The organism is Cytobacillus firmus, assembly GCF_023612095.1.
GTDB lineage: Bacteria > Bacillota > Bacilli > Bacillales > Cytobacillaceae > Cytobacillus.
Genome location: NZ_CP086235.1, coordinates 1099369 through 1116015, shown reverse-complemented (window position 1 = coordinate 1116015; position 16647 = coordinate 1099369). Strand labels below are relative to the sequence as shown.

Genomic DNA, 16647 nt, shown 5'->3' with positions numbered 1-16647 from the left:
TTATATTCAAATTAATCGCTTTTTACCAGAGAAAATTTTTGTGTCAGATCAGGAATTTTCCCATTGGAAACGTCATACACATCCAGTGTAACATCTTTTCCCCGTTTTTCCAGTATGATATATGTCTTTTCGTTTCTTCCTCTTGGAAGCCTTATGCTTCCAGGATTGATAAATAATATCCCCTCAGACATTTCAGCTCCCAGACTATGTGAATGGCCAAAACATACGATATCTGCCTTCAATTCACGCGCCCTGTATGACAGATTCATTAATGTGGACTTAACGGAATATTTATGACCGTGTGTGACGAAAAAGCGGAATCCTCCAGCCTCTTCTATTCTGTCCTCCGGAAAGTCTGCGTTAAAGTCACAATTTCCTCTTACTGCAGCGTAGCCCTTTAGTGATTCATCACCTGCTTGAAGCTCCGAATCTCCGCAGTGAATCATTAGATCCATATCAGGATGTGTATCACGAATTTGGCTGAGTTCAGAAGTTAATCCATGGCTATCGCTGACAATCAGAACTTTCATGAGTTTTCAGCTCCTGCCACGAAAGAAGGCAGCAGATCCTCAAGTTTTTGGAGAGCATTCGCTCTGTGACTGATCTGGCTTTTTTCCTCAGGCATTAATTCAGCCATTGCTTTGTTTTTTTCTTCTGCAAAGAAAATAGGATCATAGCCAAATCCATAAGTCCCTCTTCTTTCTCTTAAAATATGCCCTTCACAAGTTCCTGCAACGGTTTCAGTCGTTTTACCGGGAGCAGCGATGGCAAGAGCGCAATAGAACCGTGACCGCCGTTTATGATCCGGAACGCCTTCGAGCTCACCGAGAACTTTGTCCATATTTTTCTGATCATTTTTTTCCTCGCCTGCATAGCGGGCGGAATAGATGCCCGGCTTCCCTCCAAGCGCATCAATGATCAAGCCTGAATCATCGGCAATGACCATTCTTCCAAAAGCTTTAGACACGGCTTCCGCTTTAAGAATGGCATTCTCTTCAAACGTGCTGCCTGTCTCCTCAACATCCTGAAAATCCGGATAATCCAGCAGGGTTTTTACTTGATAGCCAAGAGGCTTGAACATCCGCTCAAATTCTCTCGCTTTGCCTGCATTTTTAGTTGCAATTATGACTTCCTGCATACTATATCCTCCCCGCAAGCTTTTCTTTTTTGCTTTGAATGCTTCCTGAGATATTCTCTCCCAGTGCCGATTTCTGAAGTTCAAGCAGCTCTGATATCCCTCCCTGTGCGGCACTAAGCATTTCCTGCAGCTGCGCATAAGAAAAAGTCGCTTCTTCTCCAGTTCCCTGAAGCTCTACAAATTCCCCGCTGCCGGTCATGACGACATTCATATCCACTTCAGCAGAGGAATCTTCAATATAATTCAAATCCACAACAGCCTGCTTATCAGTAAGAATCCCCACGCTTGTGGCAGCAAGGAAATCATTGATTGGATAGCTTGAAAGCTTCTTGCTGCTGTAAAGCTTATCCATCGCCTGCGCCATTGCAATAAAGGCTCCTGTTATGGAAGCAGTCCGTGTCCCTCCATCAGCCTGTATCACGTCGCAATCAAGCCATACCGTTCTTTCGCCAAGTGCATCAAGATCCACTACTGCGCGGAGTGCACGGCCGATCAGGCGCTGAATTTCCATTGTTCTCCCTGAAATTTTTCCTTTTGCTGATTCCCTGATGTTTCTCTGTTCTGTAGCCCTCGGAAGCATGGAATATTCAGCTGTTATCCAGCCTTTCCCCTGTCCTCTCATAAAAGGAGGGACCCTTTCGTCAATGCTTGCTGTACAAATCACCTTTGTGTCTCCCACCGTAATGAGTACAGAGCCCTCAGGATGCTTTAAATAATCAGTTTCAATATGTATTGGCCTAAGTTGCTTTGGTTCACGTCCATCTGCGCGCATAAGCTGATTTCCCCCTTCATTTCCTTATATTGAACCTGGGCATTTGCCCAGTAATATTGGCATGCCTATTTTACCAACAAAGAAGAGGCGGCATTATATGCCAACCTCTTTTTCCCGTTACTATATAGTATAACAAAATCTGATATATTAAAAACTTCCTGTATTCACATTTTCAGGGCGTGTTACAGGCTCTGATAGTTTTTCCCCATCTTCATTAACAATCTCTGCTTTGCCATCCACAGTAACAGCCACGCTTTCGATGCCCTTTTGTTCAGTTAGGGAAAGGACAAGTGCGTTCAGCAAATGCTTGGAGATCATTTTCTCTTCGAAGCTGCTGAACACATTTTCATTGAAGTTTAATGTGACTTTTCCTTCTTCAATTTTTGGAGCTTCGAGCAGCTCTACATCCGGAAGGAAATCTGTCACCAGATTGGAAGCATAGTTCGGCCCTTTAATCAATTCGGATACAACCGCTTCAACTTTATTTTCCATCTCGTTGCTTACACGCTTGGTAACGGGCACGTAATAATAGTTTTCTTCATCCCCGCCCAGATAATAGACGGTCACCGGCTTTGTATTCGTGATATCTACTACTTCCGTTGTATCCATGTTTATTCCATTGGCTCTCGTTAATGCCGAACTGACCGGAGTTCCATTCACTGGCATCTCTTTTAGTTCATGTCCGTTTAATGTCAGCTTAACTTTATCAATGGAATCAAATTGTGTGAGTGTCCAGGTAACGGATTGGAGAATTTTCTTTTCATCCTCTTTAGCATATTCCTGAAATTCTTTTGAAAAATCGACGGTTGCCACTTTATCTTTAATATTGACAGAAACTTTTGTATCAGCCGGAAGGACTGCTCTGAAATCATTAGGGAGAAGCTCTGTAACAGGTCCGTTCTCCACCAGGTACTCCAACGCCTGTGTAGCAACTGAGTTCGTTTTCGGAAGATCGATTGTCTGGGGAACAACATACCCATTTTTATCAATCAAGTAAAGCTCTGTTTTAAGATTTGCCGTAACACCCTCTTCATTTTCAGCTGTTTCTTTTCCTGTTGTTTCTTCAGCAACACTTTCGCCTTCATCGGTGTAAGATACTGCTTTTGGCGGATCGACCTTTTCTTTCCCCTGGCTTCCGAACAATCCGCAGCCTGATAATAATACAGATGAAACCAGCACCGCTGACACTATCGACGTTTTTTTATTTATAGACATACATTATCCCCCCTGAGACAGTTTGTACTACATGTATACGAGCCTATCTGTAATTTAGACCGTCTTTTGGGATAAAAGTGTGAATAGATTTTTGACAAATTTGGACAATCTGATGTACGGCTGCCATAAAAACATAGAAAAAAAGCCCCAATAAGGAGCTTCAATATTGCTTCTGCAGTTCGTCTTTTACCAGGACAGCTTTGATTTTAAAATAATCTATTTCATCCGGAAGTTCTTCTTTAATTGGCTTAAGCATATCCCTTCCAGTTTTTTCAGCTGCCTGTAAAATAAGCTTTTCTTCCGTTTCATTGAAAATATCTGACCAGTCAATCGCATTGCCTTCTTTGATCGAGCGGAAGATATGCTCCTGAATCGTTATAGGGGAAAAGTTTCGCTTTTTGGCTATTTCCGTTATAGTATTTCCATTCTTATAATAATCAAAGGAAATCTGATAGCTTGGACGGTCATCTTGTATTTCCTCTGACATTGAAGGCATACCTGCTGCAGGCATAGGGCGAATATTATGTTCTTCAGCAAATTCTTTGATTGCCTGAATAAAATATTCCCCATACTTATCAAATTTCATTTGCCCTACACCTTTAATATTTAACATCATGTCTTTGCTCACGGGAAAATAACGGCACATTTCTTTTAATGCGGTATCGGCAAACACAACAAAGGGAGGAACATTTTCTTCATCTGCAATCTTTTTCCTGAGCTTCCTCAGGATCTCAAAAAGTTCGATATTTTCATCTTCTTCCTGAACAGATACAGGCACACTAATTTTCATAGATAGTTTTTTCTGTCCTTTTAAGACAGGAATTGCATTTGCTGACAGCCTTACGGTCGGATATTTTCCATCTGTTAAAATCAGATAATCCTCAGCCAGCAGATAGTTGATCATCTCGGCAATCTCTTTTTCTTTGCGATTTTTCATCAGCCCAAATGTGGAAAGTTTATTAAAATTAAGCTCGCGGATTCTTTTATTATTTGATCCTTTCAAAACCTGTGCAGTCAAAGTAACGCCAAATCTTTCTTCCATCCGCTTAATGCACGAAAAAATCATTAAAGCTTCCTGAGTAATATCGATGCTTGTCCGTTCATCCAGACAGCTGCTGCATTTGCCGCAGAGGATAGGTTCGGCAGTCTCATCAAAATAATCAATGATATAGGATTGAAGGCATTTCTCTGTGTGGCAGTAATTAACCATATCCTTTAGCTTGCTGTATTCCTGCTCCATTTTCCGCGGATCCAGACTGCTCTCCTCAATCAAAAATTTCTGCAGCTGGATATCCTGAGGAGCAAACAGCAAATAACATATGCTATCCTCTCCATCTCTCCCTGCCCTTCCCGCTTCCTGATAATAAGCTTCAATGTTCCGCGGAAGATTATAGTGGATCACATATCTGACATTGGATTTATCAATCCCCATTCCAAAAGCATTTGTTGCGACCATAATATTTGATTCGTCATATACGAAGGCATCCTGTGCTTTTTTTCGTTCTTCTTCCTTTAAGCCTGCATGATATTTGGCAACTGAGCAGTTCTTGCCTTTTAAGAACTGGTACAGCTGGTCTGTCTCCCTGCGGCTTGAAGTATAAATGATTCCCGCTTCGTTTTTATGTTTGTTTATGGTCTGCAATAGAAAATCTCTTTTGTTAACACCTTTCACTACCTGAAAGGAGAGGTTGTCCCTTGCGAAACCAGTTATAAACGTATTTTCCCCGCCGATGTTTAGAAGCCTGCGGATGTCCTCTGCGACATCCTGTGTTGCTGTTGCAGTCAAAGCAGCAATTACAGGTTTCTGATGCAGATTGCTAAGCTCTGAGACAACGGAACGATAACTCGGGCGGAAATCATGCCCCCACTGTGAAATGCAATGGGCTTCATCAAAGACGATCGCATTGATTGAAATATCGTTTAATAATTGCAAAAAGGCAATGGACCCAAATCGTTCCGGCGCCACATACACGAGCTTATATTCTTCATTGCGTATTCCAGCCACAATGTGCTGATACTCGGCAGAAGACAATGTGCTGTTTATATAAGCAGCCGGGATGCCTGCAGTGCTAAGGGCATCTACTTGATCTTTCATCAGGGAAATTAAGGGAGAAATCACAATGGCCGTTCCGGGGAGTACAAGAGCGGGTATTTGAAAGCAGATTGACTTTCCGCCTCCAGTTGGAAGAATTCCAAGAGTATTGGTTTGTGAGAGGATATTTTGAATAATCTCCTGTTGGCCTGGGCGGAAAGAAGTATATCCAAAATATTTCTTTAAATAGTTTTCGGCTTGTGCCAGCAAATTGACCACCAACTCAATTAAGTATAGTTTTTCTTTCAATTACATGATACCAGAGCTTTTTTAAAAAGTAATCTAAAAGTATCGTGCAAATTTCTTTAAAAAACACCTTCTGAAAAGGTTCAGAAGGTGTCTGCAATTATTAAAGCGAAATTTTTTCAACATCATTTACAAACAATCCAAGCCACTTTGAGGCAATTTTAGAAAAAATGGCCGTGGAGCCAGTTGTACAGAATTTATATTCCGGATTTTCATCTACAGCTTTAAGCAGGCCATGATGGTGCAGAATGGTACTGGCTTCCCTTGCTGTTTCCTCACCTGAGCTGATGACCTTTACCTCTTTACCCATTACATTCTTAATAATTGGTTCTAATAAAGGATAATGAGTACATCCAAGAATGAGTGTATCCATTCCTTTTCCTTTTAAGGGCTGAAGCGTCTCAGCCACTATTTTTTTGGCAACTGAGCCTTCGTACTCCCCGCTCTCTACCAAAGGAACGAATTTTGGGCATGCCAGACTATGCACGGCAGACCTGCTGTTTATCTGGATCAGCGCATTTTCATATGCCTTGCTTTTGACGGTGCCCTCTGTGCCAATGACACCAATTATATGATTTTTCGTCACTTTAATAGCTGTTCTTGCGCCTGGGAAAATGACACCGATAACCGGTATCGGCAGTTCCCTGCGTATTTCCTCCAGAGCGACAGCAGTAGCTGTATTACAGGCTATAACAAGCATTTTAATGTTTTCTTTAAGCAGGAACTCCGTCATTTGCCAGGTAAAGGATTTCACCTCTTCACCAGGCCGCGGGCCATACGGGCATCGTGCTGTATCTCCGAGGTATACAATATCTTCATTTGGCAGCTGCCTCATGATTTCTTTTGCAACCGTTAAGCCCCCCACTCCGGAGTCAATTATTCCTATAGGTTGTTTCAAAAGTACCGCCTCATTCTCCGCGCATATCATGGTGTAATTTCATTAAGTTATCTTTTAAGAACAAGACCTCATTATGTGAAGAATTTTTAAGGACCTCTTTTAGGTAATCCTGGCGTTTTTTAATAACTTCTTCAATAATCCGTTCTCCTTCATCAAGCAGATGAATCCGGACTACTCTTCGGTCATTTGGGTCTTTCACTCTTTTCACAAGGCTGTTTTTCTCCATTCGGTCAACAAGATCGGTTGTCGTGCTGCAAGCAAGATACATTTTATTTGACAGCTCGCCAATGGTCATATCGCCTTCTTCAAACAGCCATTGCAATGCCACAAACTGAGGAGGGGTAATAGTAAAGTCACTTAGAATTTCCCTTCCTTTTTGCTTAATAATGCCGGATATGTACCTTAAGTCTTTTTCAATATCAGCTACAACATCATTTATTTCATTTGTTTTAGGATCTTCCAGCTTCATTCATAAACACTCCCATTTAAGCTTTTACGATGTTTTCTGCCCTTGTGCATTTATTTTCACCTTTTTCCGTACAAATTTCAAGACAGAAATAAATCCAATAATGAAATATTCCTTATATAAATGTGATAACCGGCCTCCCAGAAGGATAGCCGGTCTAAATTAAAGTTCTAGCTCTCCCATTCGAAGGAGCTCTACAACAGCTTGTGATCGCCCCTTTACACCAAGCTTTTGCATGGCATTAGAAATGTGGTTCCGAACCGTTTTTTCACTTATAAACAATTCACCAGCGATTTCCCTTGTTGTTTTATCTTGTACTAACAATTCGAATACTTCTCTTTCTCGTTTGGTGAGTAACGGCTTGTGAGTATATTCATTCTCCTTCAAGTATTGTAACCCTCCTTGCCTTTCGCCAGCTATGAACCGCGGGATGGGTATATATTTAGTCACCATATCATATGTCAGCAAAACAGCCGAAGTGACTATATTTAGTGAAAGGAGAAAGTTATTTTCAGGAAATGTGCTATTGTGCCGCTAGGCTCGGACTTTAACCCTGCTTTTCAGCATTTCTTTCATATTTTCGGTCCAAGGCACACCCTTGCCCGTCACCTTTGATATCTGCACCATCGTCCCCCTGCCGGTGAAGCAAACTGAACCGTCTGATTTCCTGCCCATATAATGAAGATCAACAGAAGAATTCCCTATTGAAGCAGCTTTTACGTATATTTGTATCTCTTCATCAAAGAAAACCTGGCTGATAAAATCGCATTGGAGGTCTGCTACGACTGGTATGGTTCCACTATCATGCTTTACCCAGTCCTGCATAAAGCCATTGCTTTTGAAAAATTCTATCCTTGCTTCTTCATAGTATGTAAATGGAATGGTATTGTTCAAATGTCCAAACATATCAGTTTCGGAAAATCTGACTTTTACTGGATGAAAAAAAATGAATTCTTCTTCCCATTTTTTAAAATCGTCTATATAGCTCAATTTCTTCATGCTGGTTCCTCCCAATTTTTTATGAATGAGCATTCACTCTGTTGAATTTCATTATAGTGTTTTTCGAATTGTTTGAAAACCTTTCCTCATGTAAAATAAAGGATCTTTTTTTTCAATGATTGTTGTTTTTGGTTTATGAATTCTGCCCGTTGATTTCCGCTGCAGGCACTTGCTTTCCGCGGGGAGGGATGCGAGCCTCCTCGGCTTCGCCTGCGGGGTCTCACACTTCCCTCTCCTCCCGCAGGACATTGAATAAGCTTCCTCGGATAAACACCGCACGAAGGAAATGCGTCAGCATTTTCGAGGATCAAGTGCCCTCCGCTCCAATCAACTCAGCAAATTAAACTAAGCTATGAAAAAAGCCATAAACTTTACGAAAACAGCCTAAATAAAAGATTATGCGAATATAGACTAAAAACCCCTCTCCAAAAGGAAAGGGGTTTTATCAAGTTTAGATCTGGTCGCTTCCAAAGAAGTTTTTGAAAGACTGGAATGTTGTATCACGGTTAAGTGCCGCAATGGATGTTGTTAAAGGAATGCCTTTCGGGCAGGACTGTACGCAGTTTTGAGAGTTCCCGCAATTGGCAAGTCCGCCATCACCCATGATTTGCTCCAGACGTTCAGCTTTATTCATTTCACCAGTTGGGTGAGCATTGAACAAGCGAACCTGTGATAAAGGAGCCGGTCCGATAAAGTCAGATTTGCTATTAACATTCGGACATGCTTCCAGGCAAACACCGCATGTCATGCACTTTGAAAGTTCATATGCCCATTGGCGCTTTCTCTCAGGCATACGCGGTCCAGGGCCCAAATCATACGTGCCATCGATTGGAATCCATGCTTTAACCTTTTTCAGGGAATCAAACATACGGCTTCTGTCGACCTGCAGGTCACGGACTACAGGGAACGTGCGCATCGGCTCTAGACGGATCGGCTGTTCCAGCTGATCCACAAGTGCTGTACATGACTGGCGCGGCTTTCCGTTAATAATCATTGAACAAGCACCGCAGACTTCTTCAAGGCAGTTCATATCCCATGTGATTGGAGTAGTATCTTCACCCTTCACGTTAATCGGATTACGGCGAATCTCCATAAGGGCTGAAATAACGTTCATGTTCGGACGGTAATCAATTTCAAACTCTTCCTGATAAGGGGCTGAATCAGGAGTATCCTGGCGGCTGATTACAAAACGGACTGTTTTAGTTTTTGTTTCTTGCATGGTTTAGTTCTCCCCTTTCTTTTTGGAATAGTCACGCTTACGCGGTGGAATTAAGCTTACATCAATGTCCTCGTAATGGAATGCAGGAGCGGAATTTGCATCAACAAACTTCGCCATTGTTGTTTTCATGAATTCTTCATCATTACGCTCAGGGAAGTCCGGCTTATAGTGTGCACCGCGGCTTTCATTACGGTTATAGGCACCAATTGTAATAACACGTGCCAGTTGAAGCATATTCTGCAGCTGGCGCGTAAAGCTTGCACCCTGATTGCTCCACTTCGCAGTATCATTAATATTAATGTTTTTATAGCGCTCCATAAGTTCAACAATTTTTTCATCTGTTTTCAACAGCCTGTCATTATGGCGGACAACCGTTACATTGTCTGTCATCCACTCACCAAGCTCTTTGTGAAGGACATATGCATTCTCTGTGCCATCAAGAGACATGATATTATTCCATTTTTCTTCTTCCTGTTTTACATGGCGGTCAAATAGTGATGATGGCAGATCTTCTGCACTCTTATCCAATCCGCTGATATACTTGACTGCATTCGGGCCAGCTACCATACCGCCATAAATGGCTGATAGCAGTGAGTTGGCACCAAGACGGTTGGCACCATGCTGTGAATAATCGCATTCGCCAGCTGCAAACAAGCCAGGAATATTTGTCATCTGATCATAGTCAACCCATAATCCGCCCATTGAATAGTGGACAGCAGGGAAGATCTTCATTGGCACTTTACGAGGATCTTCACCCTGGAATTTCTCATAGATTTCAATGATTCCGCCAAGCTTTATATCAAGCTCTTTAGGATCTTTATGGGAAAGATCAAGATATACCATGTTCTCCCCATTAATGCCAAGCTTCTGGTTAACACAAACGTCAAAAATTTCACGTGTTGCAATATCACGAGGCACCAGGTTTCCGTAAGCCGGATATTTCTCCTCAAGGAAGTACCAAGGTTTGCCATCTTTATATGTCCATACTCGTCCGCCTTCACCGCGTGCAGATTCACTCATTAGGCGAAGCTTATCATCTCCAGGGATGGCGGTGGGATGAATCTGAATAAATTCTCCATTAGCGTAATAAGCGCCCTGCTGATAAACAATTGAAGCCGCTGAGCCTGTGTTTATGACAGAGTTAGTGGATTTTCCGAAAATAATTCCCGGTCCGCCGGATGCCATAATAACTGCATCTGCAGCAAAAGACTTAATTTCCATAGTAGTCAGGTTCTGGGCAACGACACCCTTACAAGCTCCGTCATCATCAATGACAACCCCTCAGGAATTCCCATCCCTCATACTTTGTCACTAATCCTGCCACTTCATGGCGGCGGACCTGCTCGTCCATTGCATAAAGCAGCTGCTGCCCAGTTGTAGCACCGGCAAACGCAGTACGGTGATGCTGTGTTCCGCCAAAGCGTCGGAAGTCCAGCAGACCTTCAGGTGTACGGTTAAACATAACACCCATACGGTCAAATAAATGAATGATGCCAGGTGCAGCCTCTGCCATTGCTTTTACAGGCGGCTGGTTTGCCAGGAAGTCCCCGCCATAAATTGTATCGTCAAAATGAATCCAAGGAGAATCGCCTTCCCCTTTTGTATTTACCGCTCCGTTGATGCCGCCCTGGGCACAAACAGAGTGAGAACGTTTAACCGGTACCAGAGAAAATAATTCAACCGGAGTCCCAGATTCTGCTACTTTAATTGTCGCCATCAAACCGGCTAGTCCGCCGCCGACAACTATAACTTTTCCTTTACCCATCGTGACTCACTCCCTTAATACTTGTAAGAAAAGCGCCAGCACCCGCTTACCGGTCCCCTTGAGGCCTTCCGATGGCGTTTATTCTGCCAAAAGTGCTGATTTTGCCTATGCGCTTTCAATAATGCGGAGCCGGGCAGCTGCCCAATTCCCTTTTTATCCGATCAAGTCTAATAATCTCTTGTCTATTAAATAAATGCTGTAAGAGCACGTACGCCAACAATAGATAGTGCAATGAAAATTCCGATTGTTACGTAAGTGGAAATAACCTGTGAACGAGGAGATACTGTAAGTCCCCAGCTGACAAGGAATGACCAAAGCCCGTTAGCAAAGTGGAAAATTGCAGAAATGACTCCAATAATATAGAACCAGAACATAAATGGATTCGACAGGATATTCTCCATCATCTGAAAGTTAACTTCTGCTCCAAAGGCAGCCTGTACGCGTGTTTCCCATACATGCCATGCAACAAAAACCAGCGTAATAACACCTGAAACACGCTGAAGCATAAACATCCAGTTGCGGAAATATCCGTATCTGGTTGTGTTATTTTTCGCAGTAAAAGCAATATAAAGGCCATAGATTGCGTGGAACAGTAAAGGTAAATAGATTACAAACGTTTCAAGGAATATTCTAAATGGAAGACTTTCCATAAAATGCGCTGCATTATTAAAAGATTCCTCTCCCCCTGTTGCAAAATGGTTCACTACAAGGTGCTGCACCAAAAACAATCCAACTGGTATTACGCCAAGCAATGAATGCAATCTGCGATTAAAAAACTCACGATTACCTGCCATAAACTTTCCCCCCTGATTTTAAAAAAACGATGCTGAGCCCCCGCTCAGGACATCATCTCGAAAATGTTATTCATTTTCTTACAATTATGTGACATGTCCATTTTACTCCCAAGATAATAGAGCGTCAAGAAAACGGATACATAAAATGTTCCATATTAATAAAATTTTTAAAAAATATTTGCCGGTTAAAAACATATATTATTCTGCGGTTCAATATGACCTAATTGCCGGTCTCCAATATACTGAAATAGTAATTATTTCTATGCATATCGTTCTATTTTTTCCCGAATTGATATTAACTCTCCAAGCATATTGTATATAATATAATCATAGAAAGAGGGGAGACTATTGAGCGAATTAGCATCTGCGAAATCTAATGAAGATCACATACAGTCAGTACCGGTATTTGGCTATGAACTGATCCGGGAAGTTCTTTTGCATGACCTTTTAGGAAATGAAGCACCCGAAATTTTATATTGGGCCGGCAAAAGGCTTGCACGCATGTATCCTCTGGAAACAGCCGGACAGATTGGCGAATTTTTTATAAATGCCGGCTGGGGCAGCCTTTCGATCGCAAACGAATCTAAACATGAACTTGAAATGGTATTATCAAGCCCGCTGATTGCTGGCCGCCTGCAAAAAAACAATAACTGCACATTTCAGCTCGAGGCTGGTTTTATAGCCCAGCAGATTGAATTTCAAAAAGAAGTTATTTGTGAGGCTTTCGAACATCCCCGCAAGAAAACCGGCAAAATCCTTATTACTGTGAAGTGGGATAAAAAGGACCCTGCTGAGTAACATCTAATTTGTATAAACAATAAGCTATCAATTTCTGATAGCTTATTGTTTATAGCTTCGAAATTAAGCCTTAACCGCGGAAACAGACAGCTTGAATGCCTCATGTAAAGCGTCAACAGCATCGATCATTTTACTGTTTTCCACAACCGCTGATACTTTAATTTCTGACGTGCTTACCATTTTCACCTGAATTTCATTCGATGAAAGCACTTCGAACATTTCTGCAGCCACACCCGGATTGGAAATCATGCCTGAACCGACAATTGAAACCTTTGCAAGCCCGGATTCCCACTCAATGCGGTCATAATTTAATTGATCTCTATGCTTTTCCAGAACTTTCACTGTATCCGTCAGATCTTCATTCTTAATTGAGAAGGACAGGTTAGCAGTCTGGGCTTCTGTCATGCTCTGAATAATGATATCGACATTAATGTGGTTTTTGGCGAGCGCCGAGAAAATAGTAGACAGCCCAGTCAGTGAATTAGGAAGACCAATGATTGTTACCCTTGTTATGTCATCTTCAAAAGCCACACCGCGCACCACTAAATTTTGTTCCATTTTTACTTCCTCCTCAATGATTGTTCCGGCTTCCTTTTCAAGGCTTGAGCGCACTTCAAGCGGAAGTCCATAGTTTTTAGCGAATTCAACTGCTCTTGGATGGAGCACTCCAGCCCCCAAATTGGCCAGCTCAAGCATTTCATCATAGGACACAGAATGTAACTTTCTGGCATTCTTTATAAATCGGGGATCGGTTGTAAACACACCTGTAACATCCGTATAAATATCACATTTGTCAGCTTTAAGTGCTGCAGCCAGTGCAACAGCAGTTGTATCAGATCCGCCGCGGCCAAGCGTGGTTATTGAACCATCTTCTGTCATCCCCTGAAAGCCTGCTGCAATCACAATTTTCCCCTGATTCAATTCCCCCTGAATGGAGGCTGGATCAATATTGACTATCCTCGCATTGCCATGGACTGCTTCTGTTTTAATACCTGCCTGCCACCCTGTAAAAGAAACGGCGGGATGTCCTTTTGCATTTAATGCCATTGCTAATAAAGAGATGGTCACCTGTTCGCCGGTTGTAAGCAGCATATCCATTTCCCTTTTATCTGGTGATGGGGAAATCTCCCTTGCCATGCCAATCAGCTGATCAGTCGTTTTGCCCATTGCCGAAACAACCACAACAACATCGTTTCCACGGTTTTTTTCCTCAATTACCCGATTAGCGACATTTTGTATTCTGTCTACAGTCCCCACGGAGGTGCCTCCGAATTTCTGCACTATGATTCCCACAGCTTTCCCTTCTTTCTAAAGAACTCGTAATTTTATGATTTGCCGTCCTATGTAAGTGAAGCAAGACATTCCACTCGGCTGTATTTGACAATGGCCTTAAATCTAAAAATACCCCTTTTGGGCAATAAAAAAAGCAATGGAATAGTTTAACTATCCCATTGCTGTGCAGCCAAAATGTATAAGTGAGCAAACACAGTGAGATAGCTCTCCAGGACGGCAATGTCCTGACAATCCTGCATTTATTCAATGCAAAACCAGCAGAAAAAATGATGAGATTTTCCCCACTTCGGCGAACATACCCTTTCAAAGCTTTTCATGGAAGCTCATTCTTCTCCAAGCTTTTACTGATGAAGTTCGCACCTCTACCTTCACTTAACGATTATGTCCAATAGTTCAGTTTAACTATATGGACATGCGCTTTATCGCTATAAAGTGATATTGATTTAAAGTTTCAATTAGTATAACATGTCTGAATTTTTCTGTCTATATCCATTTAAGACTTGGAGTTTCCATTTTGTTCCTCAAGTCTCTGCATTAACTCCTCAGCAACATTTGCAGGAATGCCTATTTTTCTAAACTCCTCAATTGGTGCCTCTTTCATTTTCTTAACAGATCCAAAGGCCTTCAGCAGCTGTTTCTTTCGCTTTTCACCTATGCCCGGAATTTCATCCAGAATAGACTGAAAGGCACTTTTTCCGCGAAGCTGGCGGTGAAAAGTAATCGCAAAGCGATGAACTTCATCCTGAATTCTCTGCAGCAGGTAGAATTCCTGGCTATTCCTTGCAAGCGGAATAATTTGAAGCGGATTACCATATAAAAGCTGTGAAGTTCTATGCTTCTCATCCTTCACCAGGCCTGAAATCGGAATATCCAGACCAAGCTCATTTTCAAGCACATCCCGTACAGCTTCAACATGCCCTTTTCCTCCATCAATCAAGATTAAGTCAGGAAGCGGCAATTCTTCTTTCAGTACTCTTGTATATCTGCGGCGGACGACTTCTCTCATGGATTCATAATCATCAGGACCTTGGACGGACTTTATTTTATATTTTCGATACTCTCTTTTCTCCGGTTTGCCATCAATGAAGACGATCATGGCAGAAACAGGGTCCGTCCCCTGGATATTTGAATTATCAAACGCTTCAATCCGGTGAGGAGTATAAATTCCAAGCTGATCACCCAGATTTTCAACAGCTTTAATAGTCCGTTCTTCATCACGTTCTATTAAAGAGAACTTCTCCTGGAGAGCAATTTTTGCATTTTTATAAGCAAGCTTCACCAGGTCCTTTTTTTGCCCGCGCTGCGGCTTTAGCACTTTCACATCAAGAAGCTGTTCTGCCATGACTGTATCAACGGAATCGGGTGCCAATATTTCACGGGGTTTAAAGTGATTTGCTTTAGTATAAAACTGGCCGAGGAACGTTAAAATTTCTTCTTCCGGCTCATCATAAATCGGGAACATTGATACATCCCGTTCGATGAGCTTGCCCTGCCTGATGAAGAAGACCTGGACACACATCCACCCTTTATCAACCGCATACCCAAATACATCCCGATCTGTAAAATCTGTCATTGTCATCTTTTGCTTTTCCATCGTTGCATCTATATGGGCAATTTTATCTCTGAGCTCTGTTGCTCGTTCAAAGTCCAATTCTTCGGCAGCGGCAGTCATTTTGGCAGTTAGGTCTTTTTTAATCTCTTTGTATCCGCCGTTTAAGAATCTCGCAATTTCATCTGTCATTTGCTTATATTGTTCTTCACTTACTTCCTTTACGCACGGTGCAAGACATTGGCCTAAGTGATAATAAAGGCAAACTCTGTCCGGAAGAGTTGAACATTTGCGGAGAGGATAAATACGGTCGAGCAGCTTTTTGGTTTCATTGGCAGCCTGCACATTGGGATAAGGGCCAAAGTATTTTCCCCTGTCTTTCTTTACTTTTCTCGTTGTAATCAGACGGGGATGGCGTTCGGCCGTCAATTTGATAAATGGGTAGCTTTTATCGTCCTTCAGCATTACATTATATTTGGGATCATACTTCTTGATCAGATTCATCTCAAGGATCAATGCTTCCATGTCTGAAGATGTGACAATGTACTCAAAGTCCACAATTTCATTAACAAGTCTTAATGTTTTTCCGTCATGTGAGCCTGTAAAATAGGATCTGACCCGATTTCTGAGAATTTTGGCTTTCCCCACATAGATAATGGTCCCCTGCCTGTCCTTCATTAAATAACAGCCTGGCTGCGCAGGCAACAGCATCAGTTTATTTTTTATCGTTTCATTCATGGCACTCCACCTCCCCGATTAAAACTTATTGGAGTTCAATATATTTAATAGTTTGGCATGACAATGTTGGAATGCAAGCAGGTCATAAGGCTTAGTTTGCATTAGTAAGTTCTTAAATTGCAGGTGACACTTGATTCTTATCCTATTATATCAGCTGGGGAACATGCAGCATAACTGCTAAACACACATGATAAAAAAATCCCGATGTCCGCATGGGACACCGGGAAATTTCTTATAGATTAAGCATGCTTTGAAAGTAATTCAGCAAGAGCTTCTTTCGGCTGGAAGCCAACCGCTTTATCCACTACTTCACCGTCTTTTAGTACGATCAAAGTTGGGATGCTCATTACGCCAAACTTGCCGGCTGTTTCCTGGTTTTCGTCAACATCGATTTTTACGATTTTGACTTTATCGCCCATTTCAGAATCAAGTTCTTCTAATACAGGAGCGATCATTTTACAAGGGCCGCACCATGGAGCCCAGAAATCTGCCAATACTAATCCCGAACCAGTTTCAGCAGTGAAATTTTGGTCAGTTGCGTGTGTAATAGCCATTTGTTATGCCTCCTAAAATTTAACTCAAATACTAACGACAGTATATCATCGTTTATACTATGTTGCGAATAATCTGCTCGATCGTAATTTACCCTATGTAAAGCAGATTAT

At 42.0% G+C, this 16647-nt stretch carries 15 protein-coding genes, 1 pseudogene and 1 riboswitch; of the genes and pseudogenes, 1 reads left to right on the top strand and 15 read right to left on the bottom strand.

Going from position 1 to position 16647, the window contains the following annotated elements; translation table 11 throughout:
• Window positions 1-11: 11 nt before the first annotated feature.
• From LLY41_RS05600 to LLY41_RS05545, 12 genes and pseudogenes are all read right to left on the bottom strand, one after another.
• Window positions 12-530, bottom strand: coding sequence for a metallophosphoesterase family protein (locus LLY41_RS05600; protein ID WP_304587122.1), 519 nt, complete (start codon window positions 528-530; stop codon window positions 12-14).
• Window positions 527-1138, bottom strand: coding sequence for an XTP/dITP diphosphatase (locus LLY41_RS05595; protein ID WP_095244948.1), 612 nt, complete (start codon window positions 1136-1138; stop codon window positions 527-529). The genes LLY41_RS05600 and LLY41_RS05595 overlap by 4 nt, the downstream gene beginning before the upstream one ends.
• A 1-nt stretch (window position 1139) precedes the next feature.
• On the bottom strand, window positions 1140-1910 hold the full coding sequence (gene rph / locus LLY41_RS05590) for a ribonuclease PH (RefSeq protein WP_095244947.1): 771 nt from the start codon (window positions 1908-1910) through the stop codon (window positions 1140-1142).
• 147 nt (window positions 1911-2057) lie between these two features.
• A complete protein-coding gene (locus LLY41_RS05585) occupies window positions 2058-3125 on the bottom strand; it encodes a GerMN domain-containing protein (protein WP_095244946.1) in 1068 nt (355 codons plus the stop codon).
• A 160-nt stretch (window positions 3126-3285) separates the two neighbouring features.
• The gene (gene recQ / locus LLY41_RS05580) at window positions 3286-5427 is read right to left on the bottom strand and encodes a DNA helicase RecQ (protein ID WP_304588012.1); all 2142 of its coding nucleotides are present in this window, start codon (window positions 5425-5427) and stop codon (window positions 3286-3288) included.
• 139 nt (window positions 5428-5566) lie between these two features.
• Window positions 5567-6361, bottom strand: a complete 795-nt coding sequence (gene racE / locus LLY41_RS05575) for a glutamate racemase (protein WP_304587121.1) — start codon at window positions 6359-6361, stop codon at window positions 5567-5569.
• A gap of 10 nt (window positions 6362-6371) precedes the next feature.
• Window positions 6372-6830, bottom strand: coding sequence for a MarR family winged helix-turn-helix transcriptional regulator (locus LLY41_RS05570; protein WP_035330244.1), 459 nt, complete (start codon window positions 6828-6830; stop codon window positions 6372-6374).
• Window positions 6831-6989: 159 nt separating this feature from the next.
• On the bottom strand, window positions 6990-7214 hold the full coding sequence (locus tag LLY41_RS05565) for a helix-turn-helix domain-containing protein (RefSeq protein ID WP_009333184.1): 225 nt from the start codon (window positions 7212-7214) through the stop codon (window positions 6990-6992).
• Between the two features lie 147 nt (window positions 7215-7361).
• A complete protein-coding gene (locus LLY41_RS05560; protein ID WP_095244943.1) occupies window positions 7362-7826 on the bottom strand; it encodes an acyl-CoA thioesterase in 465 nt (154 codons plus the stop codon).
• 451 nt (window positions 7827-8277) lie between these two features.
• Window positions 8278-9045, bottom strand: coding sequence for a succinate dehydrogenase iron-sulfur subunit (gene sdhB, locus LLY41_RS05555; RefSeq protein ID WP_095244942.1), 768 nt, complete (start codon window positions 9043-9045; stop codon window positions 8278-8280).
• A 3-nt stretch (window positions 9046-9048) separates the two neighbouring features.
• A pseudogene (sdhA, locus tag LLY41_RS05550) lies at window positions 9049-10810 on the bottom strand (succinate dehydrogenase flavoprotein subunit).
• A 185-nt stretch (window positions 10811-10995) separates the two neighbouring features.
• The gene (locus LLY41_RS05545; protein ID WP_076263475.1) at window positions 10996-11604 is read right to left on the bottom strand and encodes a succinate dehydrogenase cytochrome b558 subunit; all 609 of its coding nucleotides are present in this window, start codon (window positions 11602-11604) and stop codon (window positions 10996-10998) included.
• 348 nt (window positions 11605-11952) lie between these two features.
• Between LLY41_RS05545 and LLY41_RS05540 the strand changes: the two genes are divergently transcribed.
• Complete coding sequence (locus LLY41_RS05540; RefSeq protein WP_304587120.1) at window positions 11953-12402, top strand: YslB family protein; 450 nt, start codon at window positions 11953-11955, stop codon at window positions 12400-12402.
• Between the two features lie 63 nt (window positions 12403-12465).
• Here the strand turns inward: LLY41_RS05540 and LLY41_RS05535 are convergent, their stop codons facing one another.
• The 3 genes from LLY41_RS05535 to trxA form a co-directional block, all read right to left on the bottom strand.
• A complete protein-coding gene (locus LLY41_RS05535; protein ID WP_095244939.1) occupies window positions 12466-13695 on the bottom strand; it encodes an aspartate kinase in 1230 nt (409 codons plus the stop codon).
• A gap of 193 nt (window positions 13696-13888) precedes the next feature.
• A riboswitch (Lysine riboswitch) is annotated at window positions 13889-14068 on the bottom strand.
• 120 nt (window positions 14069-14188) lie between these two features.
• Window positions 14189-15982 (bottom strand): excinuclease ABC subunit UvrC, encoded by a 1794-nt coding sequence (gene uvrC / locus LLY41_RS05530; protein WP_304587119.1) that lies wholly within the window; start codon window positions 15980-15982, stop codon window positions 14189-14191.
• Between the two features lie 239 nt (window positions 15983-16221).
• Entirely contained in the window at window positions 16222-16536 is a 315-nt protein-coding gene (gene trxA / locus LLY41_RS05525; RefSeq protein ID WP_035330252.1) for a thioredoxin, read from the bottom strand.
• Window positions 16537-16647 lie beyond the last annotated feature (111 nt).